Source organism: Streptococcus toyakuensis (assembly GCF_024346585.1).
In the GTDB taxonomy this organism is placed as follows: Bacteria; Bacillota; Bacilli; order Lactobacillales; family Streptococcaceae; genus Streptococcus; species Streptococcus toyakuensis.
The window spans coordinates 219,747-244,795 of the sequence record NZ_AP024523.1 but is presented as its reverse complement, the minus strand read 5'-3'; the positions used below and the strand labels follow the sequence as shown (position 1 = coordinate 244,795).

Annotated in this window: 21 protein-coding genes, 11 tRNA genes and 3 rRNA genes; 1 reads left to right on the top strand and 34 read right to left on the bottom strand. The window is 42.3% G+C overall.

Going from position 1 to position 25,049, the window contains the following annotated elements; translation table 11 throughout:
* Positions 1-247 precede the first annotated feature (247 nt).
* From rpsG to pbp2a, 27 genes are all read right to left on the bottom strand, one after another.
* Positions 248-718 (bottom strand): 30S ribosomal protein S7, encoded by a 471-nt coding sequence (rpsG, locus tag STYK_RS01285; protein ID WP_000087873.1) that lies wholly within the window; start codon positions 716-718, stop codon positions 248-250.
* Positions 719-737: 19 nt separating this feature from the next.
* Complete coding sequence (rpsL, locus tag STYK_RS01280; protein WP_001142332.1) at positions 738-1,151, bottom strand: 30S ribosomal protein S12; 414 nt, start codon at positions 1,149-1,151, stop codon at positions 738-740.
* A 313-nt stretch (positions 1,152-1,464) separates the two neighbouring features.
* Positions 1,465-2,064 carry a response regulator transcription factor gene (locus tag STYK_RS01275; protein ID WP_049502240.1) on the bottom strand — a complete coding sequence of 200 codons (600 nt, stop codon included), beginning with the start codon at positions 2,062-2,064 and terminating at the stop codon, positions 1,465-1,467.
* Between the two features lies 1 nt (position 2,065).
* Positions 2,066-3,163: a sensor histidine kinase gene (locus STYK_RS01270; protein ID WP_261805093.1), complete on the bottom strand. Its 1,098-nt coding sequence runs from the start codon at positions 3,161-3,163 to the stop codon at positions 2,066-2,068.
* Complete coding sequence (locus STYK_RS01265; protein ID WP_060627196.1) at positions 3,163-3,900, bottom strand: ABC transporter permease; 738 nt, start codon at positions 3,898-3,900, stop codon at positions 3,163-3,165. Before STYK_RS01265 ends, STYK_RS01270 begins: the two co-directional genes overlap by 1 nt.
* Before the next feature lies 1 nt (position 3,901).
* Positions 3,902-4,786, bottom strand: coding sequence for an ABC transporter ATP-binding protein (locus tag STYK_RS01260; protein ID WP_261805092.1), 885 nt, complete (start codon positions 4,784-4,786; stop codon positions 3,902-3,904).
* On the bottom strand, positions 4,773-4,967 hold the full coding sequence (locus tag STYK_RS01255; RefSeq protein WP_049543649.1) for a hypothetical protein: 195 nt from the start codon (positions 4,965-4,967) through the stop codon (positions 4,773-4,775). Before STYK_RS01255 ends, STYK_RS01260 begins: the two co-directional genes overlap by 14 nt.
* The gene (locus tag STYK_RS01250) at positions 4,964-5,155 is read right to left on the bottom strand and encodes a hypothetical protein (protein WP_049543646.1); all 192 of its coding nucleotides are present in this window, start codon (positions 5,153-5,155) and stop codon (positions 4,964-4,966) included. Before STYK_RS01250 ends, STYK_RS01255 begins: the two co-directional genes overlap by 4 nt.
* 544 nt (positions 5,156-5,699) lie before the next feature.
* Positions 5,700-5,773: transfer RNA gene (locus STYK_RS01245), tRNA-Pro, on the bottom strand.
* Between the two features lie 15 nt (positions 5,774-5,788).
* Positions 5,789-5,862: transfer RNA gene (locus STYK_RS01240), tRNA-Arg, on the bottom strand.
* Positions 5,863-5,873: 11 nt separating this feature from the next.
* Positions 5,874-5,959: transfer RNA gene (locus tag STYK_RS01235), tRNA-Leu, on the bottom strand.
* Positions 5,960-5,966: 7 nt separating this feature from the next.
* Positions 5,967-6,038 (bottom strand) — tRNA-Gly (locus STYK_RS01230).
* Between the two features lie 22 nt (positions 6,039-6,060).
* Positions 6,061-6,133: transfer RNA gene (locus STYK_RS01225), tRNA-Thr, on the bottom strand.
* Positions 6,134-6,151: 18 nt separating this feature from the next.
* Positions 6,152-6,233: transfer RNA gene (locus STYK_RS01220), tRNA-Leu, on the bottom strand.
* Between the two features lie 5 nt (positions 6,234-6,238).
* Positions 6,239-6,311 (bottom strand) — tRNA-Lys (locus STYK_RS01215).
* A gap of 24 nt (positions 6,312-6,335) precedes the next feature.
* Positions 6,336-6,408, bottom strand: a tRNA-Asp gene (locus STYK_RS01210).
* A gap of 2 nt (positions 6,409-6,410) precedes the next feature.
* Positions 6,411-6,483: transfer RNA gene (locus STYK_RS01205), tRNA-Val, on the bottom strand.
* A 4-nt stretch (positions 6,484-6,487) separates the two neighbouring features.
* Positions 6,488-6,603: ribosomal RNA gene (gene rrf, locus STYK_RS01200) — 5S ribosomal RNA — on the bottom strand.
* A 76-nt stretch (positions 6,604-6,679) separates the two neighbouring features.
* A 23S ribosomal RNA gene (locus STYK_RS01195) occupies positions 6,680-9,580 on the bottom strand.
* Positions 9,581-9,705: 125 nt separating this feature from the next.
* Positions 9,706-9,778, bottom strand: a tRNA-Ala gene (locus STYK_RS01190).
* Between the two features lie 51 nt (positions 9,779-9,829).
* Positions 9,830-11,375 (bottom strand): 16S ribosomal RNA (locus tag STYK_RS01185).
* Together the 16S, 23S and 5S rRNA genes with 11 tRNA genes alongside form the textbook arrangement of a ribosomal RNA operon.
* 242 nt (positions 11,376-11,617) lie before the next feature.
* Positions 11,618-11,689, bottom strand: a tRNA-Glu gene (locus tag STYK_RS01180).
* Positions 11,690-11,780: 91 nt separating this feature from the next.
* Positions 11,781-12,260 (bottom strand): sigma-70 RNA polymerase sigma factor region 4 domain-containing protein, encoded by a 480-nt coding sequence (locus STYK_RS01175; protein WP_261805006.1) that lies wholly within the window; start codon positions 12,258-12,260, stop codon positions 11,781-11,783.
* Positions 12,261-12,380: 120 nt separating this feature from the next.
* Positions 12,381-12,917: a transcription termination/antitermination protein NusG gene (gene nusG / locus STYK_RS01170; protein ID WP_000376734.1), complete on the bottom strand. Its 537-nt coding sequence runs from the start codon at positions 12,915-12,917 to the stop codon at positions 12,381-12,383.
* Positions 12,918-12,971: 54 nt separating this feature from the next.
* On the bottom strand, positions 12,972-13,148 hold the full coding sequence (gene secE, locus STYK_RS01165) for a preprotein translocase subunit SecE (RefSeq protein ID WP_001210991.1): 177 nt from the start codon (positions 13,146-13,148) through the stop codon (positions 12,972-12,974).
* A 9-nt stretch (positions 13,149-13,157) separates the two neighbouring features.
* Positions 13,158-13,310, bottom strand: a complete 153-nt coding sequence (rpmG, locus tag STYK_RS01160) for a 50S ribosomal protein L33 (RefSeq protein WP_001809375.1) — start codon at positions 13,308-13,310, stop codon at positions 13,158-13,160.
* A gap of 52 nt (positions 13,311-13,362) precedes the next feature.
* Complete coding sequence (pbp2a, locus tag STYK_RS01155) at positions 13,363-15,558, bottom strand: penicillin-binding protein PBP2A (protein ID WP_261805091.1); 2,196 nt, start codon at positions 15,556-15,558, stop codon at positions 13,363-13,365.
* An 86-nt stretch (positions 15,559-15,644) separates the two neighbouring features.
* Between pbp2a and STYK_RS01150 the strand changes: the two genes are divergently transcribed.
* On the top strand, positions 15,645-16,520 hold the full coding sequence (locus tag STYK_RS01150) for an RluA family pseudouridine synthase (RefSeq protein WP_315972278.1): 876 nt from the start codon (positions 15,645-15,647) through the stop codon (positions 16,518-16,520).
* Between the two features lie 67 nt (positions 16,521-16,587).
* On the opposite strand, the gene gap is transcribed toward STYK_RS01150, so the two are convergent.
* The 7 genes from gap to STYK_RS01115 form a co-directional block, all read right to left on the bottom strand.
* Positions 16,588-17,598: a type I glyceraldehyde-3-phosphate dehydrogenase gene (gap, locus tag STYK_RS01145; RefSeq protein WP_261805090.1), complete on the bottom strand. Its 1,011-nt coding sequence runs from the start codon at positions 17,596-17,598 to the stop codon at positions 16,588-16,590.
* Between the two features lie 320 nt (positions 17,599-17,918).
* On the bottom strand, positions 17,919-20,570 hold the full coding sequence (adhE, locus tag STYK_RS01140) for a bifunctional acetaldehyde-CoA/alcohol dehydrogenase (protein ID WP_261805089.1): 2,652 nt from the start codon (positions 20,568-20,570) through the stop codon (positions 17,919-17,921).
* Between the two features lie 299 nt (positions 20,571-20,869).
* On the bottom strand, positions 20,870-21,280 hold the full coding sequence (locus STYK_RS01135) for an MORN repeat-containing protein (RefSeq protein WP_238096596.1): 411 nt from the start codon (positions 21,278-21,280) through the stop codon (positions 20,870-20,872).
* The gene (locus STYK_RS01130) at positions 21,267-21,710 is read right to left on the bottom strand and encodes a low molecular weight protein-tyrosine-phosphatase (protein ID WP_120770666.1); all 444 of its coding nucleotides are present in this window, start codon (positions 21,708-21,710) and stop codon (positions 21,267-21,269) included. The genes STYK_RS01135 and STYK_RS01130 overlap by 14 nt, the downstream gene beginning before the upstream one ends.
* Positions 21,711-21,756: 46 nt before the next feature.
* Positions 21,757-22,056, bottom strand: a complete 300-nt coding sequence (gene yajC, locus STYK_RS01125; protein WP_004257425.1) for a preprotein translocase subunit YajC — start codon at positions 22,054-22,056, stop codon at positions 21,757-21,759.
* 116 nt (positions 22,057-22,172) lie between these two features.
* The gene (gene tkt, locus STYK_RS01120) at positions 22,173-24,149 is read right to left on the bottom strand and encodes a transketolase (protein ID WP_261805088.1); all 1,977 of its coding nucleotides are present in this window, start codon (positions 24,147-24,149) and stop codon (positions 22,173-22,175) included.
* Between the two features lie 116 nt (positions 24,150-24,265).
* Complete coding sequence (locus tag STYK_RS01115; RefSeq protein WP_261805087.1) at positions 24,266-24,889, bottom strand: ribonuclease P; 624 nt, start codon at positions 24,887-24,889, stop codon at positions 24,266-24,268.
* Positions 24,890-25,049: the final 160 nt, after the last annotated feature.

The following is a 25,049-nucleotide window of genomic DNA, read 5'->3' as shown; positions in this document are numbered from 1 at the left end:
TCTATTATAACACGATTTTAATAAAAACGGATAGGCAGGACCTACCCGTTCTCAATGTTTTCATGCTATTGTTGGTTTCAACTTACGAGATGGTAAGTTGAGTTGAACTCGAGCTAAAAGCTCAAGTTAGCTGATTTGAACCCGAGCGAGGCCCGGTGCAAAAAAGATAAACTGCTTTGTGTTCACGGAACACTGCATCAGTTTCCTATTTTTGCCTTGGGCCTTTACCGCTCTTGGTATCATTTTATTACCAACGGAAGTGTGCGAATGCACGGTTAGCTTCAGCCATACGGTGAGTGTCTTCACGTTTCTTAACAGCTGCACCAGTGTTGTTAGCAGCATCCAAGATTTCTTTTGCAAGACGGTCTTGCATTGTGTGTTCACCACGAAGACGAGCAATTGTTACCAACCAACGAAGTCCAAGTGTTGTACGACGTTCTGGACGAACTTCAACTGGGACTTGGTAGTTAGAACCACCAACACGACGTGCACGTACTTCAAGTACAGGCATGATGTTTTCCATAGCTGTTTCAAATACTTCAAGTGCATCGTTTCCAGTAGCTTCTTTGATTTGCTCAAAGGCACCGTAAACGATTGAAGCAGCTGTACCACGTTTACCATCAAGCATAACGCGGTTGATAAGACGAGTAACTAGTTGTGAATTGTAAAGCGGATCTGGCAATACGTCACGTTTTGGAGCTCTATTTTTACGACTCATTTCTCTTTATCCCCTTTCCTTATGCTTTTGGACGTTTAGTACCGTATTTAGAACGGCCTTGTTTACGATCGTTAACACCTGCAGTATCAAGTGCACCACGGACGATATGGTAACGTACCCCTGGAAGGTCTTTTACACGTCCACCACGAAGAAGCACCACGCTGTGCTCTTGCAAGTTGTGTCCGATACCTGGGATGTAGGCAGTAACTTCGATAAGGTTGCTCAAACGTACACGAGCGAATTTACGAAGGGCTGAGTTAGGTTTTTTAGGTGTCATTGTTCCAACACGAGTTGCAACACCACGTTTTTGTGGTGAAGAAACGTTTGTTTGAACTTTTTTATGACTGTTGTAACCAACGTTCAAAGCTGGTGATTTAGATTTTTCTACTTTTGATTTACGCGGTTTGCGAACCAATTGGTTAATTGTAGGCATCTACATTCTCCTGTGTTTTTTTATTTTTGGTGACGATACACTTGGTGACAGCTATCATCTGTGTGTACTTTTGCAACATTTGTCAGCACGTCCCTGTACACTCTTGAGAGACCAAAAGTAAAAAGTACCGTCTATTATTGTAACAAAATTTTCCCTTGGTTGTCAAGATATTTTTCTTTTTTATTGTTAATTTTAGCTCTTTTTTAGTGCTCCCCAAAAAAAGAAAAAGGAGGAATCCCACCCTCCTAAAGTTAGTATTGTTCCATTCAATCCCATCAATTTTAGCACATAATGTTCAAAAAATATTATATCATCACAACCAACCAGATTCTTTCGCGATATTAGCTGCCTCTGTTCGATTACCAGCATCTAGTTTCGAAAGAATATTGGTGACATAGTTTCGGACTGTTCCGTTTGATAAATAAAGTTGATCTGCAATTTCTTGGTTAGAGAAACCCTGAGCGATTCCCTTTAAAACTGCGATTTCTTGTTCTGTCAACGGATTGGGATGCGTCATCACCACTTCCATCAATTCAGGAGAATACTCCTTGCGCCCTTCGAGGACAGTGTGCAAGGTTTGCATGAGGTCTGCAATGTTTCTTTCTTTTAATACATAAGCATCTACTCCAGCCTTGACCGCACGTTCAAAATACCCAGGACGCTTGAAGGTCGTCACCACAACCACCTTTGTTTCTAGATTTTCTGCTCGTATCCACTCCAAGACTTCAAGACCTGTCTTAACAGGCATTTCTACGTCAAGGATGGCGATATCTACAGACTCCCTTTCTAATAGTTGGATTGCTTCTTGCCCATTCTTGGCTTGAAAGACAGACTCTACATCCGGTTGAAGCGTGAGCAATTGACACATAGCATCTCGTAGCATACTTTGATCTTCTGCAACAAGTAGTTTCATCTTAATTTCTCTCCTTATAAGGTAGTCGAACCTGAACTTCTGTCGGTTCTTTCCAGCTAATTACCTTTACTTCTCCCGAAAATGGAAGAACACGATCTCGAACTGTATGGAGGTCATCCCCCTTTATAGAAGCAAAGCCACAGCCATCATCTCTCACTGTTAGAATGAGTTCTTTCTCTGTCCGTTCTAATTTTAAGTAGACTTTAGACGCTTTAGCATGTTTGATGATATTGGTCACTAATTCAAGCAAAATCATGGAAGCCGTTGACTCCAATTCCTGAGTAAGGCTAGCTGTATCTAGTTGATTAGCTATTTCCACCTCAATTCCAGCAATTTCTAACATCTTTTTCACAGTCTCTAGTTCGGATGTCAAAGTTCTAGACTTAAGATTTTCCACAATGGTTCGCACTTCACGCATTGATTCTTTGCTAATTCGCTGTATTTCTCTTAATTCCTTTTCCACCTGTGGGTAAGCCTGCATTTGAAATAACTGCAAGGCTAGATCAGTTTTAACACTAAGCATAGCAAAGGTATGGCCCAAGCTATCATGCAAATCCTGACCGATACGACTACGTTCATTTTCAGCAAGCAATAGATTTATCTGGGCATTTTGCTTAGCCTGCGCTTCTTTCAAATCCTCCACAATCCGAATCCGAACCAATCCAAAAGTCATTAAATCGACAAAAGTAAGAATTACAAGTAGATAGAATAGAAACTCAACTTCGATTCTCTGAAAAATCAAAAGTTGGCCCACAACAAGGACTTGAGCAAGGAGAAAAGTCCGGACATGTAAAGAATTAAAACTACGTACGCCGAAATGATAAATTAAGAGATTAGCAAGGAAAAAGAAGAACCAGATATAATTTACACCAACAAAGGCGGTATAGCCAGCTACATAGGCTAGCATGATAATCCAAAAGAGCCAGGATAAGCGCTGGCTCTTGGTGGTTAAAACGCCTAAGTAAGCCACTACAAATAGAATATCAATCAATAAATGCCAGCTAGGAAGCTCCCCAGTCACTACAGGAACGATGGGAAAAACCATAAAAATCAAACTGGCCCAAAACATATAGTGTATGCTTTTCATTCTTTCAAGCATTAAGCATTCTCCTTATGACCTTGAAGGTAAATAGTCAAACCAAACAAAACTGCTGAAAAAACAAGTAGATAAACTGTGGCTGATAGATTGATGCTACCCTCGTTTAAGAAGGTCTTGAGCAACTCCATCAACTGATAAGTTGGTAGGCACTTCCCGATTGCTTGCATCCAGTCTGGAAATAAAGAGATGGGCATCCAGAGTCCACCTAAAACAGCCAAGCCTAGATAGAGAAGATTGCCCACGACAGACATCAGCTGACTAGAAGGCAAGAGTGTCAAGGTCAATCCAAGCGCTACAAAGGCAACACTTCCTACTATCAGCAAGAACGCAGCCCCAATCCAGCTTCCTAGAGGCATATCCACACCTCTGACCAAGTGCCCAACTGAGAAAACAACCAGGATTGAGACCAAATAATCAACCATCATACTTGTTATCTTTGATAGATAATATTCTACCATATTTACAGGGGTATGGCGCAATGTTTTCTGCCAGTTGTTGATTTTATCGGTATGTAAGACAGCTGGAAATGAAAACATGGCTGTCGACATCATGGAAAAGGCTGTCATGGAGATGAGGTAGTCACGCATAAAATTAGCTGGTCCACCTGGTGTGTCCTGGTACATGCCTGAAAAGAATAAATAGAAGGCTGTCGGCATCCCTACGGATAATAGATAGTAGACTAATTGTCGTTTGGTCAATAGAAATTCTATCTTATTTAATGCTATCCATTGTTTCATCTTAGTCATCTCCCTTTTGTGTTTCTTCAAAGATTGTATCCAGTAAGCTACGATTATTGACTTCAATTTCTTGAATCCTACATCCTGCTCGGACTAATAGTTCCCAGAAAGCATCTGCTTCGCGTGTGACTACTTGTAGAGCATCCTGTTTTTGTGACCAGTTTTCAACCAAGTTTGACTTCTCAACGACTTCCTTGTAAGCTAGAGGAAGGATAAAATGCTTTTCAATCTCCTCACTACGCATAGCTAGAGGCGTCGTATCACGAATCAACTCTCCCTTATTTAAAACCAAAATCCGGTCAGCTGTATGCTCTACCTCTTCGATATAGTGAGAAGAATAGACAATGGTCACACCATTTTTCTTTAACTGATCGACAATTCCCCAAAAACGTTGACGAGTTGAGGTATCCATAGCCGATGTAGGCTCATCTAAAAAGACAAGCTTTGGTCGCCCAATTAAGGCCAAGACAAAAGAGAAAAGACGCTTTTGTCCACCTGATAATTTTTCTGCGAATTGCTCTTTTTGTTGCTGGTCAAACTGCAATAGTTGATCAATTTCCTGCTCGCTCAAGGGATTTGGATAGATACGTTGAAAGAAAACAATCAACTCTTTAACCTTTAATTTTTGAACAATTACATTTTCTTGAGGGAGATAGGATCTTGTGTAGTCTAACTTAGAGCTCGTTACCGGCAAATCTTGGATAGATACTTGCCCACTGGTGACCAGTTTATCTCCAAGCAAACAGTCCAAGAGTGTCGTCTTTCCTGCTCCGTTTGGCCCAATCATGGCAACACATTCACCTTCAGCTACCTCAAAGGAAATATCCTTCAAAATAGCCTTGCCCTTGATGTTTTTATTTAGGCTTTCTACCTTAATCATATTCATGATATTCTCCTTTCAGCCACTCCTTTCCCATAGGAAAGGCGATAAAAATCATAAATCCTAGTCCCCAGGCACCACGGATGAATTGGTGAAGGAAGGCTTGATCAAACCAACCTGTAAACATTTCTACAAACCATACCACTAGTGATAGTCCAATAAAAAGATAGAGAAACGCTTTTTTCATTTTTCAAACTCCTTTTTCACATCTGAGACTAATTTCAAACCTTCTCGGATAAGCCAGGACATCATTCCAAATCCTGCAAATAGCTCCCAAGGAAAATGATAGAAATCTTCATCCAATCCTGAGAACATGAGATAAGTCACGACTCCTGCTGCTACTAGACTCACTGCGACAATTACTTTATGTTTCATTTTTTTCTTCCTCCATTTGATACATCTAGTATAATTCTTTGAATCTACTGCCACTAGAAGCTTCTGTCATGAGGAGATATGACAAATGTCATAAAAGATTCTGTTCAAAACAAGCAAGATACACTATACAATAAAACACAAGTAGAAAAATCTAAGGCAGCTTCCTCAAAAGAAATATCAAACCCAATTCACACTATATTGAACACTAATACTTATTTAAAATCAAAAGATCGGAAATTTCCATCTCAAAAACATATATATTATAGGCAGAGCAAAAAACTCTTCAATTACTTTCTTAAAAGTTTGTAAGAATTATACAATCTGTTAAATTTTAATTTATGTACCTAAACTACAGTATTCATTGAACAAATCAGGAAACAAAAAAATATACGCGATCAAAATGAATTACTGGAATTCAAAAAAAGAGAGAAGCAAACTGATTCTCTCTTAATTTTGTACTTTCTCGAGCTTAGCTTTTCTTCAACCCACTACAGTTGGCAAAGAGCTAAATAAAAAAGATACATTTACGTATCTCTGTAATGTATCGGGAAGACAGGATTCGAACCTGCGACACCTTGGTCCCAAACCAAGTACTCTACCAAGCTGAGCTACTTCCCGAGTTAAATAGAAAAATGCACCCTAGAGGAGTCGAACCTCTAACCGCCTGATTCGTAGTCAGGTACTCTATCCAGTTGAGCTAAGGGTGCTCATTATATTATGCCGAGGACCGGAATCGAACCGGTACGATCGTTACCAATCGCAGGATTTTAAGTCCTGTGCGTCTGCCAGTTCCGCCACCCCGGCCTCTCTAAGCGAACGACGGGATTCGAACCCGCGACCCCCACCTTGGCAAGGTGGTGTTCTACCACTGAACTACGTTCGCACTGTTTTCTTCTATCTAAAAATGCCGGCTACATGACTTGAACACGCGACCCTCTGATTACAAATCAGATGCTCTACCAACTGAGCTAAGCCGGCTCATTTATTATATCTTAATGCGGGTTAAGGGACTTGAACCCCCACGCCGTTAAGCGCCAGATCCTAAATCTGGTGCGTCTGCCAATTCCGCCAAACCCGCATATATGACCCGTACTGGGCTCGAACCAGTGACCCATTGATTAAAAGTCAATTGCTCTACCAACTGAGCTAACGAGTCTAAAATAACTTCCGTTATCTTAAACGGTCCCGACGGGAATCGAACCCGCGATCTTCGCCGTGACAGGGCGACGTGATAACCGCTACACTACGGGACCTATGGGAGTTAACGGGATCGAACCGCTGACCCTCTGCTTGTAAGGCAGATGCTCTCCCAGCTGAGCTAAACTCCCTAGAGCTAAGCGACTTCCATATCTCACAGGGGGCAACCCCCAACTACTTCCGGCGTTCTAGGGCTTAACTTCTGTGTTCGGCATGGGTACAGGTGTATCTCCTAGGCTATCGTCACTTAACTCTGAGTAATACCTACTCAAAATTGAATATCTATTCAAATCAAGAAAACCATTCGCTTTCATATTCTCAGTTACTTTGGATAAGTCCTCGAGCTATTAGTATTAGTCCGCTACATGTGTCGCCACACTTCCACTTCTAACCTATCTACCTGATCATCTCTCAGGGCTCTTACTGATATAAAATCATGGGAAATCTCATCTTGAGGTGGGTTTCACACTTAGATGCTTTCAGCGTTTATCCCTTCCCTACATAGCTACCCAGCGATGCCTTTGGCAAGACAACTGGTACACCAGCGGTAAGTCCACTCTGGTCCTCTCGTACTAGGAGCAGATCCTCTCAAATTTCCTACGCCCGCGACGGATAGGGACCGAACTGTCTCACGACGTTCTGAACCCAGCTCGCGTGCCGCTTTAATGGGCGAACAGCCCAACCCTTGGGACCGACTACAGCCCCAGGATGCGACGAGCCGACATCGAGGTGCCAAACCTCCCCGTCGATGTGAACTCTTGGGGGAGATAAGCCTGTTATCCCCAGGGTAGCTTTTATCCGTTGAGCGATGGCCCTTCCATACGGAACCACCGGATCACTAAGCCCGACTTTCGTCCCTGCTCGAGTTGTAGCTCTCGCAGTCAAGCTCCCTTATACCTTTACACTCTGCGAATGATTTCCAACCATTCTGAGGGAACCTTTGGGCGCCTCCGTTACCTTTTAGGAGGCGACCGCCCCAGTCAAACTGCCCGTCAGACACTGTCTCCGATAGGGATCACCTATCTGGGTTAGAGTGGCCATAACACAAGGGTAGTATCCCAACATCGTCTCCTTCGAAACTGGCGTCCCGATCTCATAGACTCCTACCTATCCTGTACATGTGGTACAGACACTCAATATCAAACTGCAGTAAAGCTCCATGGGGTCTTTCCGTCCTGTCGCGGGTAACCTGCATCTTCACAGGTACTAAAATTTCACCGAGTCTCTCGTTGAGACAGTGCCCAAATCATTACGCCTTTCGTGCGGGTCGGAACTTACCCGACAAGGAATTTCGCTACCTTAGGACCGTTATAGTTACGGCCGCCGTTTACTGGGGCTTCAATTCATACCTTCGCTTGCGCTAAGCACTCCTCTTAACCTTCCAGCACCGGGCAGGCGTCACCCCCTATACATCATCTTACGATTTAGCAGAGAGCTGTGTTTTTGATAAACAGTTGCTTGGGCCTATTCACTGCGGCTGACTTAAAGTCAGCACCCCTTCTCCCGAAGTTACGGGGTCATTTTGCCGAGTTCCTTAACGAGAGTTCTCTCGCTCACCTGAGGCTACTCGCCTCGACTACCTGTGTCGGTTTGCGGTACGGGTAGAGTATGTTTAAACGCTAGAAGCTTTTCTTGGCAGTGTGACGTCACTAACTTCGCTACTAAACTTCGCTCCCCATCACAGCTCAATGTTATAGAACTAAGCATTTGACTCAGTTCACACCTCACTGCTTAGACAGACACTTCCAATCGTCTGCTTTAGTTAGCCTACTGCGTCCCTCCATCACTACATACTCTAGTACAGGAATATCAACCTGTTGTCCATCGGATACACCTTTCGGTCTCTCCTTAGGTCCCGACTAACCCAGGGCGGACGAGCCTTCCCCTGGAAACCTTAGTCTTACGGTGGACAGGATTCTCACCTGTCTTTCGCTACTCATACCGGCATTCTCACTTCTATGCGTTCCAGCACTCCTCACGGTACACCTTCATCACACATAGAACGCTCTCCTACCATACCTATAAAGGTATCCACAGCTTCGGTAAATTGTTTTAGCCCCGGTACATTTTCGGCGCAGGGTCACTCGACTAGTGAGCTATTACGCACTCTTTGAATGAATAGCTGCTTCTAAGCTAACATCCTAGTTGTCTGTGCAACCCCACATCCTTTTCCACTTAACAATTATTTTGGGACCTTAGCTGGTGGTCTGGGCTGTTTCCCTTTCGACTACGGATCTTAGCACTCGCAGTCTGACTGCCGACCATAATTCATTGGCATTCGGAGTTTATCTGAGATTGGTAATCCGGGATGGACCCCTCACCCAAACAGTGCTCTACCTCCAAGAATCTTTATGTCGACGCTAGCCCTAAAGCTATTTCGGAGAGAACCAGCTATCTCCAAGTTCGTTTGGAATTTCTCCGCTACCCACAAGTCATCCAAGCACTTTTCAACGTGCCCTGGTTCGGTCCTCCAGTGCGTCTTACCGCACCTTCAACCTGCTCATGGGTAGGTCACATGGTTTCGGGTCTACGTCATGATACTAATTCGCCCTATTCAGACTCGGTTTCCCTACGGCTCCGTCTCTTCAACTTAACCTCGCATCATAACGTAACTCGCCGGTTCATTCTACAAAAGGCACGCTCTCACCCATTAACGGGCTCGAACTTGTTGTAGGCACACGGTTTCAGGTTCTATTTCACTCCCCTCCCGGGGTGCTTTTCACCTTTCCCTCACGGTACTGGTTCACTATCGGTCACTAGGGAGTATTTAGGGTTGGGAGATGGTCCTCCCAGATTCCGACGGGATTTCACGTGTCCCGCCGTACTCAGGATACTGCTAGGTACAAAGACTATTTTAAATACGAGGCTATTACTCTCTTTGGCTGATCTTCCCAAATCATTCTTCTATAATCTTTGAGTCCACATTGCAGTCCTACAACCCCGAAGAGTAAACTCTTCGGTTTGCCCTTCTGCCGTTTCGCTCGCCGCTACTAAGGCAATCGCTTTTGCTTTCTCTTCCTGCAGCTACTTAGATGTTTCAGTTCACTGCGTCTTCCTCCTCACATCCTTAACAGATGTGGGTAACAGGTAGTACCTGTTGGGTTCCCCCATTCGGAAATCCCTGGATCATCGCTTACTTACAGCTACCCAAGGCATATCGTCGTTTGTCACGTCCTTCTTCGGCTCCTAGTGCCAAGGCATCCACCGTGCGCCCTTATTAACTTAACCTTATTTTTCTGACCTTTCAGTCATAAACTCTTATTAATACTACAGCGTTTTCGGTTTATTTTCTTGTTACTATTTGATATAGATATTCAATTTTCAATGTGCATTACTTGGTGATCTCTCACCGATGGAGCCTAGCGGGATCGAACCGCTGACCTCCTGCGTGCAAAGCAGGCGCTCTCCCAGCTGAGCTAAGGCCCCACAAGACCTCTCAAGACTAAACAAGACCAATGCGCAGTTCCTTTTCCTTAGAAAGGAGGTGATCCAGCCGCACCTTCCGATACGGCTACCTTGTTACGACTTCACCCCAATCATCTATCCCACCTTAGGCGGCTGGCTCCTTACGGTTACCTCACCGACTTCGGGTGTTACAAACTCTCGTGGTGTGACGGGCGGTGTGTACAAGGCCCGGGAACGTATTCACCGCGGCGTGCTGATCCGCGATTACTAGCGATTCCGACTTCATGTAGGCGAGTTGCAGCCTACAATCCGAACTGAGACTGGCTTTAAGAGATTAGCTTGCCGTCACCGGCTTGCGACTCGTTGTACCAGCCATTGTAGCACGTGTGTAGCCCAGGTCATAAGGGGCATGATGATTTGACGTCATCCCCACCTTCCTCCGGTTTATTACCGGCAGTCTCGCTAGAGTGCCCAACTGAATGATGGCAACTAACAATAGGGGTTGCGCTCGTTGCGGGACTTAACCCAACATCTCACGACACGAGCTGACGACAACCATGCACCACCTGTCACCTCTGTCCCGAAGGAAAACTCTATCTCTAGAGCGGTCAGAGGGATGTCAAGACCTGGTAAGGTTCTTCGCGTTGCTTCGAATTAAACCACATGCTCCACCGCTTGTGCGGGCCCCCGTCAATTCCTTTGAGTTTCAACCTTGCGGTCGTACTCCCCAGGCGGAGTGCTTAATGCGTTAGCTGCGGCACTAAACCCCGGAAAGGGTCTAACACCTAGCACTCATCGTTTACGGCGTGGACTACCAGGGTATCTAATCCTGTTTGCTCCCCACGCTTTCGAGCCTCAGCGTCAGTTACAAGCCAGAGAGCCGCTTTCGCCACCGGTGTTCCTCCATATATCTACGCATTTCACCGCTACACATGGAATTCCACTCTCCCCTCTTGCACTCAAGTTAAACAGTTTCCAAAGCGTACTATGGTTAAGCCACAGCCTTTAACTTCAGACTTATCTAACCGCCTGCGCTCGCTTTACGCCCAATAAATCCGGACAACGCTCGGGACCTACGTATTACCGCGGCTGCTGGCACGTAGTTAGCCGTCCCTTTCTGGTAAGATACCGTCACAGTGTGAACTTTCCACTCTCACACTCGTTCTTCTCTTACAACAGAGCTTTACGATCCGAAAACCTTCTTCACTCACGCGGCGTTGCTCGGTCAGACTTTCGTCCATTGCCGAAGATTCCCTACTGCTGCCTCCCGTAGGAGTCTGGGCCGTGTCTCAGTCCCAGTGTGGCCGATCACCCTCTCAGGTCGGCTATGTATCGTCGCCTTGGTGAGCCGTTACCCCACCAACTAGCTAATACAACGCAGGTCCATCTGGTAGTGATGCAATTGCACCTTTTAAGCAAATGTCATGCAACATCTACTCTTATGCGGTATTAGCTATCGTTTCCAATAGTTATCCCCCGCTACCAGGCAGGTTACCTACGCGTTACTCACCCGTTCGCAACTCATCCAGAAGAGCAAGCTCCTCCTTCAGCGTTCTACTTGCATGTATTAGGCACGCCGCCAGCGTTCGTCCTGAGCCAGGATCAAACTCTCATTAAAAGTTTGAGTTCTCACTCATTTCTGTCACTGACAGATTTATTGTTTTTTTCATTGTTCAGTACTACAACCTTAGTTGTAGTGCCCTGCACATTGGTTCGTCTTGTTCAGTTTTCAAAGGTCTTTGTCACTCACTTCTCTCAAGCGACAACTATATTAGTATATCACAGGTGCTTTCGCTTGTCAACACTTTTTTGAAACTTTTTTAATCTTTTTTCATCAAGTGTTCCATCCGCAACATACCATAGTCCGTACGGGATTCGAACCCGTGTTACCGCCGTGAAAAGGCGGTGTCTTAACCCCTTGACCAACGGACCAGAGTTGTTATTTTCAACTCTTACTATTATACTGGCTTTTTATTTTTTGTCAACAACTTTTTCTGCTTTTTTCTTTTTTTTGCATAGCTTCTTACCGAGTACGGATATCAAACTCCTTAAACACAATACGTAAGTCTCTTAATACTCTTTGACGCCCTCGGAAGCGTTCATGTCTTAGGACCCGTTCTAACTCTTCTTGTTTGTCTTTACTTTGTTTACTTCTATAATCTCTTAGTGTCTCATGAAAGAGATAATAATCATCTAGACACAGACCTCCCTCACTGATACGATGACTAATCTCACCTACTTCTTCATACGGTTCTTTATCATATCTTCGTTTTTGACTTTCTTGCTTACGGATATAGTCTAGAATTCGATTACGGAACTTAGTTTTGAAATATTTTCTTAAACGAGGAATGTCTTCTACTATTCCTTCTTCTCTACTAATCAATTCATGTAAGCAAATCATCCCCTCTTGGTCCCAATCCGATAGATCCCATAAATGAAGGTAATATTCATTTCTACACTTATATACAATCCCCTGGACTTCTTTATACAATTCTTTAAACATAACGTTCCCCTTTCTAGATACAGTTTAACAGATTCAGAAACACTTTTGTCCCATTTCCCCCATTCTGTTCCCTACACCGTCTAAACTGCACAAAAAAGAGAGGGCATGCCTCTCTCAGGGTTATAATTCTGCAATTTGGTTTAGGTTTACTTCTGCAACTGTGTCATTACCAAACATAGAGATAATCATCTTCACTTTGTTATTATCAATTTCTGTAATCTTACCAGTGTAATCTGCAAAAGCACCATCAATAATACGTACAGTTTGACCAACCTCAACATCGAAATCAAATTCTTGAACAGTTTGTCCCATAGATATCAAAATGTCACGAATTTCTTGTTCCAATAATGGAGTTGGTTTTGATCTGTTCCCGTGTGATCCGACAAATCCTGTAACGTTCGGAGTATTTCGAACAACAAACCAAGCTTCATCTGTCATGACCATTTCTACAAGAACATAACCTGGAAAGCGATTTTCTTCTACTTCTTTTCTCTTTCCATTTTTTTCAACTTGCACTGTTTGTGTTGGAATTTCAACACGTAGAATATTATCCAACATATTGTAGGTTTGTGCACGTTGTAATAGATTTTCTTTTACCTTATTTTCATAACCAGAATAAGTTTGTAAAACAAACCACCCTTTATCAAAACTATCCATGATATTTCCTTTCATAAATAGAAGATTTCTAGTGTAATTAACTCCACTAACCTTCTAAAAAATGTTAATAAATCGAATCAAACCTGAAACAATCAACTGGTCAAAAATGTAAATAATTACTACAAAGAAAGCTGTGTATTCCATGATAGAACGAAAATCTCTCCAGCTTTCCTTGCGAGTTGGCCATGTTGTGTCTTTAAGAAGTCTAAAAATATCTCCAATAAAACGCATCGCTCTCTCCTATCTCGTTTCTCTGTGTGTAGTGTACTTGCCACAATGCTTACAAAATTTATTTACTTCTAGTCGTGTAGGCTTGGGGTTTCCACTAATCTTGATTGAATAGTTTCTCGAACCACAAACCGCACAAGCTAGGCTTGCTTTTTTTAGTGCCATAACGCCTCCATCTTATCTATTATAACAAGAAAGCTAGGCTTTGACAAGCATCTTAGCGAAATAGATTGACTACCGAATCCCATATTGTTTGAGCCTTTTCCTTAATCTTCGCATCTGAGATAGCCCGGCTAGCCTCATCTACTAGACTTTGCGCACGTCCTCGAATATCAGACAAATTATCATCTGTCTGGCTATTATCATTGGTTTGTACTTGTCTTTTTGTATTGGCTGGTCCAATTCCATTTTGCTTATAAGCATTTTCAACCGTAAAAGTGCTTCCTGGCGTATAAGGTAAAATGGTATTTGCAATGTTTCTAAAGACATGTGCTGCACCGTTTGAAGTCGAACCTGCTAGATAGTGATTTTCATCAGTGGTCGGAAAGCCAAGCCAGTGGCTAATCACTACATCCGGAGTATAACCAATTACCCACTGGTCACTTGTGTAATCCGGATTGAAAACTGCTTCAGTTGTTCCAGTTTTCCCTGCCATGACATAGTCTGCAGGCGATGAACTAATACCGGTACCGTTGGTGAATGTCCCCAACATCATACTGGTCATCTTATCAGCTACAGACTTATCAATCACCCGTTTTTGTGAATTTTTATGGCTCGCAATAACCTGACCACTAGCATTTTCAATTCGACTAATAAAATGAGCTTCAGGCATTAAACCTTCATTTGCAAAGGCAGCATATGCTTGAGCCATTTGCAGAGGATTGGTTTCAACACCGCTTCCCAAGGCGACACCAAGAACACGATCAACTTTTTCCATGTTGAGTCCGAATTTTTCGCCCGCCTCAAAAGCCTTATCAACGCCCAAATCATTAACAGTGGCAACAGCAGACAGATTAAGCGACTCTGCCAAGGCTTGATACATAGGAACTTCTCGACTCGTTTTGATTCCTGCATAGTTATCAAGCTTATAGCTGTCGTACTGCATGGTATGGTTATCCAAGAGCTTATTCAAAGCCCAGCCTGCTTCAACTGCTGGCGTATAAACAACTAAAGGCTTAATTGCAGAACCAGGACTACGTTTTGATTGAGTTGCATAGTTGAAATTACGAAATCCAGTTTTATCATTGTCTGCAACTTGACCGACAACCCCACGCACTCCCCCTGTTTTCGGTTCGAGAGCTACACTTCCTGATTGAGCAAATGTTCCATCCTCTGCCCTCGGGAATAGTGAGGTGTTTTCATAGACAACCTGCATATTTGCTTGGTAGTTTTGATCCAACTCTGTATAAATGCGGTAGCCATTATTTACGATTTCTTCCTCAGTTAGATTATACTTAGAAACGGCTTCATTAACCACCGCGTCAAAATAAGAAGGGTAACGGTAATCTGAAATTTTTCCTTCATACTTATCTTGCAATTGCGAGGTCATATTAATTCCTGCAGCCTCGGTTTCTTGATTTTTATCAATATAACCCGCTGCAACCATATTTTGCAAAACAGTATCGCGACGATTGGTAGAATCCTCCACAGAATTTAAAGGATTATACAATTCCGGCCCTTTAAGCATGCCTGCCAGAGTAGCAGCTTGATCCAGACTCACTTCAGATGCAGAAACCCCAAAGTATTTCTTACTCGCATCTTCTACACCCCACACACCATTTCCAAAATAGGCGTTGTTAAGATACATGGTTAGGATCTGATCTTTGCTATATTTTTTAGTCAATTCTAAAGCCAAGAAAAATTCTTTCGCTTTTCTCTCAACGGTTTGATCCTGTGACAAATAGGCATTTTTAGCCAGCTGTTGGGTAATAGTAGAACCACCGCCTGAACGTCCAGCAGTGACAATAGCCAAGAAGAAACGGCTGTAGTTAATCCCGTCATTTTTATAGAAAGAACGGTCTTCTGTCGCAATAACAGCATTCTGCAAGTTTTTACTGATATCAGTCAGTTCAACGTAAGTTCCCTTTTGACCAGACAAGGCACCTGCCTCTTTTTCTTCACGGTCAAAAATGAGAGTCCGAGTTTTCAAGGCATTTTGCAAATCATTGACATTGGTTGACTTGGCTACAGCAAACAAATAGGTTCCAACTAGCAAGCTTGCGCTCAAACCTAGTATAAGGACAATCTTTGTTAGATGATAGCGACGCCAGAGTTTTCGAATTGGACCTACTTGGGCTAATTTTTTTCGATCACTACGAGAGCGACGTAAGCTAGTAGAATCAGAGTCCTCTAGTTCACTTGTTTCTTTTTTAAAAAGAGAAAGAAATTTCTCGAATAATTTATCTAATTTCATGCGTTTATTTTATCATCTTCATCATAGGAAGACAAGAATTTAGCTATTTCCTATCCAAATAGGGCTTTTTTTGTTACAATATCTGTATGAAATTCACATTTACATTACCAGACTCTCTACCTCAAATGACGGTAAAGCAATTACTTGAGGAACAACTCCTCATCCCTAGAAAAATCCGTCATTTTTTGAGAATCAAGAAACACATTTTGATTAATCAGCGAGAAGTTCATTGGAACGAGATTGTAAGTCCTGGAGATGTTTGCCAGTTAACGTTTGACAAGGAAGATTATCCCGAAAAAGAAATCCCTTGGGGCAATCCTGACCTCGTTCAAGAGGTTTATCAAGATCAACACTTGATTATTGTCAACAAACCAGAGAGGATGAAAACGCATGGTAATCATCCAAACGAAATTGCTCTTCTTAACCATGTCAGTGCCTATGTTGGCCAGACCTGTTATGTCGTTCATCGTCTGGACATGGAAACCAGTGGCTTAGTTCTCTTTGCCAAAAATCCTTTTATCCTACCTATCCTCAATCGCTTACTTGAGAAAAAAGAGATTTCTAGGGAATATTGGGCACAGGTCGACGGACATATCAACAGCAAAGAACTTGTTTTCAAAGACAAAATCGGACGTGATCGCCATGATCGCAGAAAACGAGTAGTTGATACAAAAAATGGCCAATATGCCGAAACGCATATAAGCAGATTAAAGCAATTTCCAAACAAAACTTCCTTGGTTCGTTGCAAGCTAAAGACAGGGCGAACCCATCAGATTCGTGTCCACCTTTCGCATCATAATCTTCCTATCCTGGGTGACCCTCTCTATAATAGGAAATCAAAAATAAGTCGGCTTATGCTCCACGCCTTTCGACTGTCCTTTACCCATCCTCTTACTCTAGAGAAATTAAGCTTCAATGCACTTTCAGATACTTTCGAAAGAGAATTAAAAAAGAATGGATGATTCCGTCATCCATTTTTAAATATTTAAAAAGCAAGACCAAAGGCCTTGCTTTTTATCGACTCAAGAATTATTTAGCAATTTTTGCGAAGTATTCAAGAGTACGAACAAGTTGTGCAGTGTATGACATTTCGTTGTCGTACCATGATACAACTTTAACCAATTGTTTACCGTCAACGTCAAGAACTTTAGTTTGAGTTGCGTCAAACAATGAACCGTAAGACATACCTACGATATCTGAAGATACGATTGGATCTTCTGTGTAACCGTATGATTCATTTGAAGCTGCTTTCATAGCTGCGTTCACTTCATCAACAGTAACGTTCTTTTCAAGAACTGCTACCAATTCAGTTACAGAACCTGTTGGAACAGGAACACGTTGAGCAGCTCCGTCCAATTTACCGTTCAATTCAGGGATAACCAAACCGATTGCTTTAGCAGCACCAGTTGAGTTAGGAACGATGTTAGCTGTAGCAGCACGAGCACGGCGAAGGTCACCTTTACGGTGTGGTCCATCAAGAAGCATTTGGTCACCAGTGTAACCGTGGATAGTAGTCATCAATCCTTCTACAACACCAAAGTTATCATGAAGAGCTTTAGCCATTGGAGCCAAACAGTTTGTAGTACATGAAGCACCTGAGATAACTGTTTCAGTACCATCAAGAACGTCATGGTTAGTGTTAAATACAACTGTTTTAACATCTGATCCACCAGGAGCAGTGATAACAACTTTCTTAGCACCACCAGCGTGCAAGTGTTTTTCAGCAGCTGCTTTAGTAGCAAAGAAACCAGTTGCTTCAAGAACGATGTCTACACCGTCGTTAGCCCAGTCGATTTGTTCTGGATCACGTTCAGCAGAAACTTTAACGAATTTACCGTTAACTTCGAATCCACCTTCTTTAACTTCAACAGTACCGTCGAAACGACCTTGAGTTGTGTCGTATTTCAACAAGTGTGCAAGCATAACTGGATCTGTAAGGTCGTTGATACGAGTAACTTCAACACCTTCTACGTTTTGGATACGACGGAAAGCAAGACGACCGATACGTCCGAAACCGTTAATACCAACTTTAACTACCATTAGTGATTTCCTCCTTATGAAAATCATGAAATTTTTATTGTGAAAAGAGTAACTTGAATCACTACAAATCACCTTTCAACAAACCTATTATATAACTATTTGAGTTGAATTGCAAGTACGGGCGTTGTTTTTTGTCTATACCCCACTTATTTTTCTTTCTCCTTCAAAAGCCTATACTGCTGTCTTTCTTTGTCTACCTAGTCATTTCCCACTTTCCTTTTCAAATGAAAAGTAAAAAATAGAAAAGCTAAAAATTATTTTCAACACTCCAATTCCACAAGAAAAGAGACAGGGAATTCCTGCCTCTAGGCTGATAACAATTATTTACGGCGTCCTGGTCTTTCTTTGTAACCATAGTAAGAATCTTCGATGATTTCTTGCATATGGTCAACCATTGGAAGACGTGGGTTTGCAGGTGAACATTGGTCTTCATAAGCAAGGAAGGCCAATTCACGTGAATGTTCTTTCCATTCTTTTTCGTCAACACCTTGTGCTTTGAAGTTCATTTGGATACCTACGCGCTCACCGAGTTCGTAAACAGCTTTTGCAAAAGATTCAACCCCTTCTTCTGGTGTAGAAGCTGGAAGGCCAAGCATACGAGCGATATCTTGATATTTCTCGTCTGCACGGTAGTAGTTGTACTTAGGCCATGTAGCTGTCTTAGCTGGGCGAGTACCGTTGTAACGGATAACGTATGGAAGCAAGATTGCATTTGTACGACCGTGGATTGTGTGGAATTGCGCACCAATCTTATGGGCCATTGAGTGAGAAATACCTAGGAAGGCATTGGCAAAGGCCATACCAGCGATTGTTGAAGCGTTATGCATTTTCTCACGTGAGTGGAAGTCTGCATTCTTAACTGAGCTTTCAAGGTTTTCGAATACAAGTTTGATGGCTTGAAGTGCAAGACCGTCAGTGTAGTCGCTAGCCATTTGTGATACGTAAGCTTCAGTCGCATGGGTCAATACGTCCATACCAGTGTCCGCAGCAACAAATCCAGGAACTGTCAATACCAAAGCAGGGTCTACGATTGCCACGGTTGGTGTCAATGAGTAGTCAGCGATTGGATATTTACGGTTATTTGCTTTATCAGAGATAACGGCAAATGGTGTTACTTCAGATCCTGTACCAGATGTTGTTGGGATTGCGATGAATTTAGTCTTCTTACCAAGCAATGGGAATTTGAAGGCACGTTTACGGATATCCATGAATTTTTGAACAAGGTCACGGAAGTCCACTTCTGGTTGTTCATAGAAGAGCCACATTACTTTAGCAGCATCCATTGGAGATCCACCACCAAGAGCGATGATTGTATCTGGTTTGAAGGCACGCATGATTTCAGTACCACGTTCAACTGTAGTGATATCTGGATCTGGTTCTACATCAGCAAAGATTTGGTAAACAACCTTATTGCGACGAAGATCAAGTTGTTCGATGATACGATCAAGGAAACCAAGCTCTACCATGGCATGGTCAGTAACGATCATGACACGTTCAACGTCACGACATTTTTGAAGGTATTGAATTGAATCACGTTCAAAGTATGTTTTTGAAGGAAGTTTCATCCATTGCATGTTATTTCTCCGTCTTCCGACTTTTTTGATATTCAAAAGGTTAATGGCACTAACGTTATCCCCAACTGAGTTACGTCCGTAAGAACCACATCCGAGTGTCAATGATGGCAAGAAGGCATTGTAAACGTCCCCGATACCACCGAAAGTAGAAGGTGAGTTACAGATAACACGAATAGCTTTAACAGCTTTACCAAATTCTTTAGTCAATTCTTCGTCAGCTGTGTGGATAGCTGCTGAGTGACCAAGACCGTTAAATTCAACCATTTGACGAGCTTTGGAAATACCATCTTCACGGCTTTCAGATTTCAAAACTGCGATAACTGGTGACAATTTTTCACGAGTCAATGGCTCATTTTCACCAACTTCTTTACATTCTGCAGCAAGAATGTTTGTTCCTTCTGGAACTGTAAATCCTGCATGTTCTGCAATCCAGGTTGCCGGTTTACCAACGATGTCAGCGTTCAATTTTGCACCAGCACAGTTTTTGCTGTTTGCTTTCACGCCGAAGCAGAATTCTTCGAGAAGGGCTTTTTCTTTTTTGTTTACAAAGTAAGTGTGGTAAGATTTGAACTCTGCTACAAATTCATCATAAATTTCTTTATCAATAATAACCGCTTGTTCAGATGCACAGACCATACCGTTGTCAAACGATTTAGACATGACGATATCGTGTGCAGCTTGGCGAATGTTAGCTGATTTTTCAACATAAGCTGGAACGTTCCCGGCACCTACCCCAAGAGCTGGTTTACCACAAGAGTACGCCGCTTTAACCATGGCATTACCACCTGTTGCAAGGATTGTTGCAATACCTTCGTGGTTCATAAGGGCACTAGTTGCTTCCATAGATGGTTCAGTGATCCACTGTACACAGTTTTCAGGAGCTCCTGCTTTAATCGCAGCATCACGAACAATTTGAGCTGCGTGAGCTGATGATTCTTGAGCTGATGGGTGGAAGGCAAAGACGATTGGATTACGTGTCTTCAATGAAATCAATGCCTTAAAGATTGCTGTCGAGGTAGGGTTAGTTGTTGGAGTGATACCACAAACAACACCAACTGGTTCAGCAATAAGAGTTAAACCTGTTACATCGTCTTCTTCGATAACGCCAACTGTTTTAGTGTGACGCATGTTGTTTACTACGTGTTCACAAGCAAACAAGTTCTTAGTTGCTTTATCTTCAAATACACCACGTCCTGTTTCTTCAAAGGCATGTAAAGCCAATTCTCCGTGGGCATCCAAAGCTGCCACTGACGCTTTAGCTACGATGTAGTCGACCTGATCTTGGTCGAGTTTACGCATTTCTTCAAGAGCAACTAAAGCTTTTTGCACCAAGCCATCGACATGCTTTTCAGCAGCGAGTTTCTTTTCCTCTGGTGTCACAGTTTTTTTATCAGCCATATTTTCCTCCATAGCTTTCAAGGATTGATATCCTTTGTTAATTTTTTCACAAGTTTATTATAACGCATTATTTCAACTTTGTAAACAGTTTCATAAACATTTCACAAAGAATTTTTGGTTACTTGTGAATTTTTTCTCATTATCTTTTCTCCACAAGCTTTTTCTTTAGAGTTTGTGAAATTTATTTCAAAAATTTTTTATTTCACAACCTTGCTTGGAAGAGAGACTTGGAAAGAAAAGGATTTGCAGGTAAGCGCTTACTTAAAGCTTATAACAATACCTCCTTTGATAAGGAGGCCCTATTTTTGTTGAAAAACACCTTGTTTAAAAGTTCCTTCATAAACGACTTCTTGTTCTGTTGTTAGTTTCCCTTTTCCTTCAGCCTGACCATTTACAAAATCACCTTCGTAGGTCCAGCCTTCTTTAGATTGAAAGGTACCTTTTCCATTGAAGGCTCCATTGCTGAAACCACCTGTATAATGGTCCCCGTTTTGGAAGGTAATGGTACCTTGCCCATTCATTTTACCACGGATAAGACTGCCGTCGTAAATAATCGTTCCATTATCAAGCTTTAGAACTCCTTTTCCGGGAATATTTAGAAAAAAGACGAGTACAGCACAAAAAACAATGGCAACTACTGCTAAAAGCTCTAAACGTGGACGAGTCAGATAGACACGATACTTCTCGTAAAAATTCTCAAGATTTTCCATCTTCACTCTCCTTTTCTAAACATTCTAACCAAGCCCTGCAACCCTCTTGAACACGTCGATAGGTTTCCTCAAAATCTCCTGTATACCAAGGATCTGGAACACTTTCAGATGCGAATGAGTAAATCTTATCTTTACAGTCTGCTGGACACATCTGACGTAAGTCAGAAACATTTGAAGCATCCATACCGATAATATAATCAAAGGCTTCAAAATCTTCCTTACTAATCTGAAGCGATGTCTTGCCTTTTTCATAAGGAATCTCATACTGTTGAAAAATCCCTTGAGTTCCCTTATGAATCGGATTACCATGTTCCCAAGAGGAAGTCGCTCGACTTTGGATTTCATAATTATCTGTCATTGATTTCATAACAAACTCGGCCATAGGGCTGCGACAAATATTCCCCAAACAGACAAAGACTAGTTTTTTCATCCCATTTCCTTTCTTTTATAGAAAAACGGGAGTTAGTAATCCCGTCTTATTTTTCAATTGCGCCTTCTAGTGAAGCTGTTTCTTTCAGCGGTAATACGGTCTTGATAGCAGCTAGTTCAAAAGTCAAGTAAACTCCATCTACATCAAGAACAATCGTTCTCTTCTCAGTATCTACTTCATCGACTGTTCCGTAAAGTCCACCGATTGTAATCACTTCATAGCCTTTTTGCAGTTTATTTAAGCTTTCCATACGTTTTTGTGCTTGTTTCTTTTGAGAGCGTTGCATAAAGAACATCAAGGCAAACATCGCTACAAGCATAATTAAAAATGTATAATTTGGATTCATTGTATTCTCCTTTGTCTTTTACATAGGACTACTATATCAAATTTCAGCTACTTTTACAAGATTGTACCTTGCTTTTCTAGTAAGAAAAATCAGAGCTTGCGCCCTGATTTTTAGGATTATTTCAAGTTTTGAACGACTTTTACTAGATTTTCTACAGTAAAGCCATATTCTGCCAATACTTTTGGTGCTGGGGCAGAGGCTCCGAAGGTATCAATACCAAGAACAGCACCATCTAGTCCAACATATTTGTACCAGTTTTGACTTGCACCCATTTCGACTGCAACACGACGGCGAACTGCATTTGGAAGGATTTCTTCCTTGTAAGCTGCATCTTGTTTATCAAAGACATCTGTAGATGGCATGCTGACTACGCGGACTTTTGCACCTTGACTAGCCAATTCTTTGGCAGCTGAGACAGCAAGATTAACCTCTGAACCTGTCGCAATCAAGATGGTATCAAAGTCTGCTGCATTTTCATAGACAACATAGGCACCTTTTGCAACCTTGTCGAAGTCTGTTCCTTCTTCAACAGTCAAGTTTTGACGTGTCAAGACAAGGGCAGTTGGTGTTTTTTCGCTTGTCACTGCAAGGTACCAAGCTGCTTGCGTTTCACGCGCATCTGCTGGACGGAAAACATTCAGATTTGGCATAGCACGAAGACCTGCTAAATGCTCAACTGGTTCGTGAGTCGGACCGTCTTCCCCAACCGCAATAGAATCGTGGGTAAAGACATAAGTCACAGGAAGTCCTTGTAAGGCTGACAAGCGAACAGCTGCCTTCACATAGTCAGAGAAGACGAAGAAAGTTCCACCGTATACACGAAGTCCACCGTGAAGGGCCATCCCGTTCAAGATAGTTCCCATGGCAAATTCACGAACACCAAACTGAATGTTACGGTTCAAGCGATTGGAATCGTCTTGAAGTCCGTCAGTCTTGATATAAGTCATGTTTGAGTGAGCAAGGTCAGCTGATCCACCTAGGAAGGTTGGTAACTTAGCCGCCACAACATTTAAGGCATCTTGGCTTGAATTACGAGTTGCTTGAGAGAAACCATTTTCTAAAGCTGGGAAGTCTGCTGGAGTCACTTCAACTGGATCGCGCCCTTCGATAATTGCTTCCAATTCTGCAGCCAATTCTGGATGCGCTTCTTTGTAATCTGCGACTAGTTTTGTCCAAGCTTCATAAGCTGATGCGCCACGGTCTGCAACATGTTCTTTGAAATCAGCATAAACTTGTTCTGGAATTTCAAATGGTTCGTAGTCCCAACCAAGGGCTTGACGAGTTGCTGCAGTTTCATCTGCTCCAAGAGGAGCACCGTGTACGGCATTAGTTCCTTGTTTGTTTGGAGAACCGTATCCAATAACAGTCTTCACTTCAATCAAAGATGGCTTACCTGAAGCTTTAGCTGTTTCGATAGCAGCATGGATAGCTTCCAAGTCTGTTCCATCTTCAACCAAGGCAGTATGCCAACCGTAGGCATTGTAACGGTCACGAACACTTTCTGTAAAGGAATCTTTTGTCTCACCATCCAAGTTGATGTCATTTGAATCATAAAGAACAACCAACTTGTCTAGTTTTTGCAAACCTGCGTATGAAGCTGCCTCGCTTGAGACACCTTCCATCAAGTCTCCATCTCCACAGATAACGTAAGTATAGTGGTCAAAGATATTGTAGCCTTCACGGTTATACTTAGCTGCCAAGAAACGTTCTGCCTGGGCAAAACCAGTGGCAGTTGAAATCCCTTGACCTAGGGGACCTGTTGTAGCATCAATTCCTGCTGTATGGCCAAATTCTGGGTGACCTGGTGTTTTTGAACCCCATTGACGGAAGCTCTTGATCTCATCCATGCTGACATCTTCAAAACCAGAAAGATGAAGAAGGGCATAAAGGAGCATTGAACCATGGCCTGCTGAAAGAATAAAGCGGTCGCGGTTGATCCAGTTTGGTTGAGCTGGATTGATACGAAGTTGTTTTGTAAAGAGGCTATAAGCCATTGGAGCCGCTCCCATAACCACACCTGGGTGACCTGAGTTGGCTTTATTAATGGCGTCAATACCTAGGAAACGAATTGCATTAACAGATAGATTTGACATAGAATTTCCTTTCTATTTGAGGTGATTACTAAATCACACATTCTATTTTACTATTATATGAAAAAATACATAGAATAGCAATCAAACAATTCGACTCTATATAAGTCATTTGTTTTCTACTCTCTAGTCGCCTGATAGTAGGGAAGTAAGCGTTCATAAGCTTCTTCTAATTCTTCTAAAATCGTTTCTAATGATTGAGTTTCTATAAAAGAAACATCTGCCTTCACTAAAACTTTTCGGATTTCTTGACTGCTTACCTTCTCACGCAAAGTACGACGATTTTCCTCAGTAGCCTCCATCTTTTGACTTTCTCCATCTGAATAGACTAAATAATAAATTCCTTCTACCACTGGAACTTCTAGGATCTTGGTCTGTTTGTCTAAAGTTCGGTCATCCTTCTTACGTTCGATAAAACTAACTTCTAGTGAAACTCCAAAATCAGAAGGGCTTCCATACAAACGAAGGGCCAACATAGGCTCTGTCGCTTCCCCCTCACACTGTAAATAGGCCCATAGATGCGGTCGCAAACGTTGCGCCTGATTCATCCACTGGCTAGTCTGTTGGAGTTGCCATTCTGGATGGCTTGCTTGAAAGGCTTTAGCCAGTTCTGTAAAAGCCTTTCGGGCCTCTTGACCTTTGTGGCGCAATTCCAGCATCTTCTCTCTCTCTTCTCCCCCTTTATCTGGATTACGATACTGGATCCCTGCAAAGTCTAGATAGTCTCTTATCTTATTCAACATCAGTTTAATCTCCTCTAGCTAGCAAAAAATCAGGAGAACCCTGATTTTACGACTCTATAATATTTGTAGTTGGTAAATCCCCTATGGATATTATGGAGCCTTTTTTAGTGTAGAAAAAAGTCCCATAAGATCTATAATGAAAAGCAACTAAACCATCATT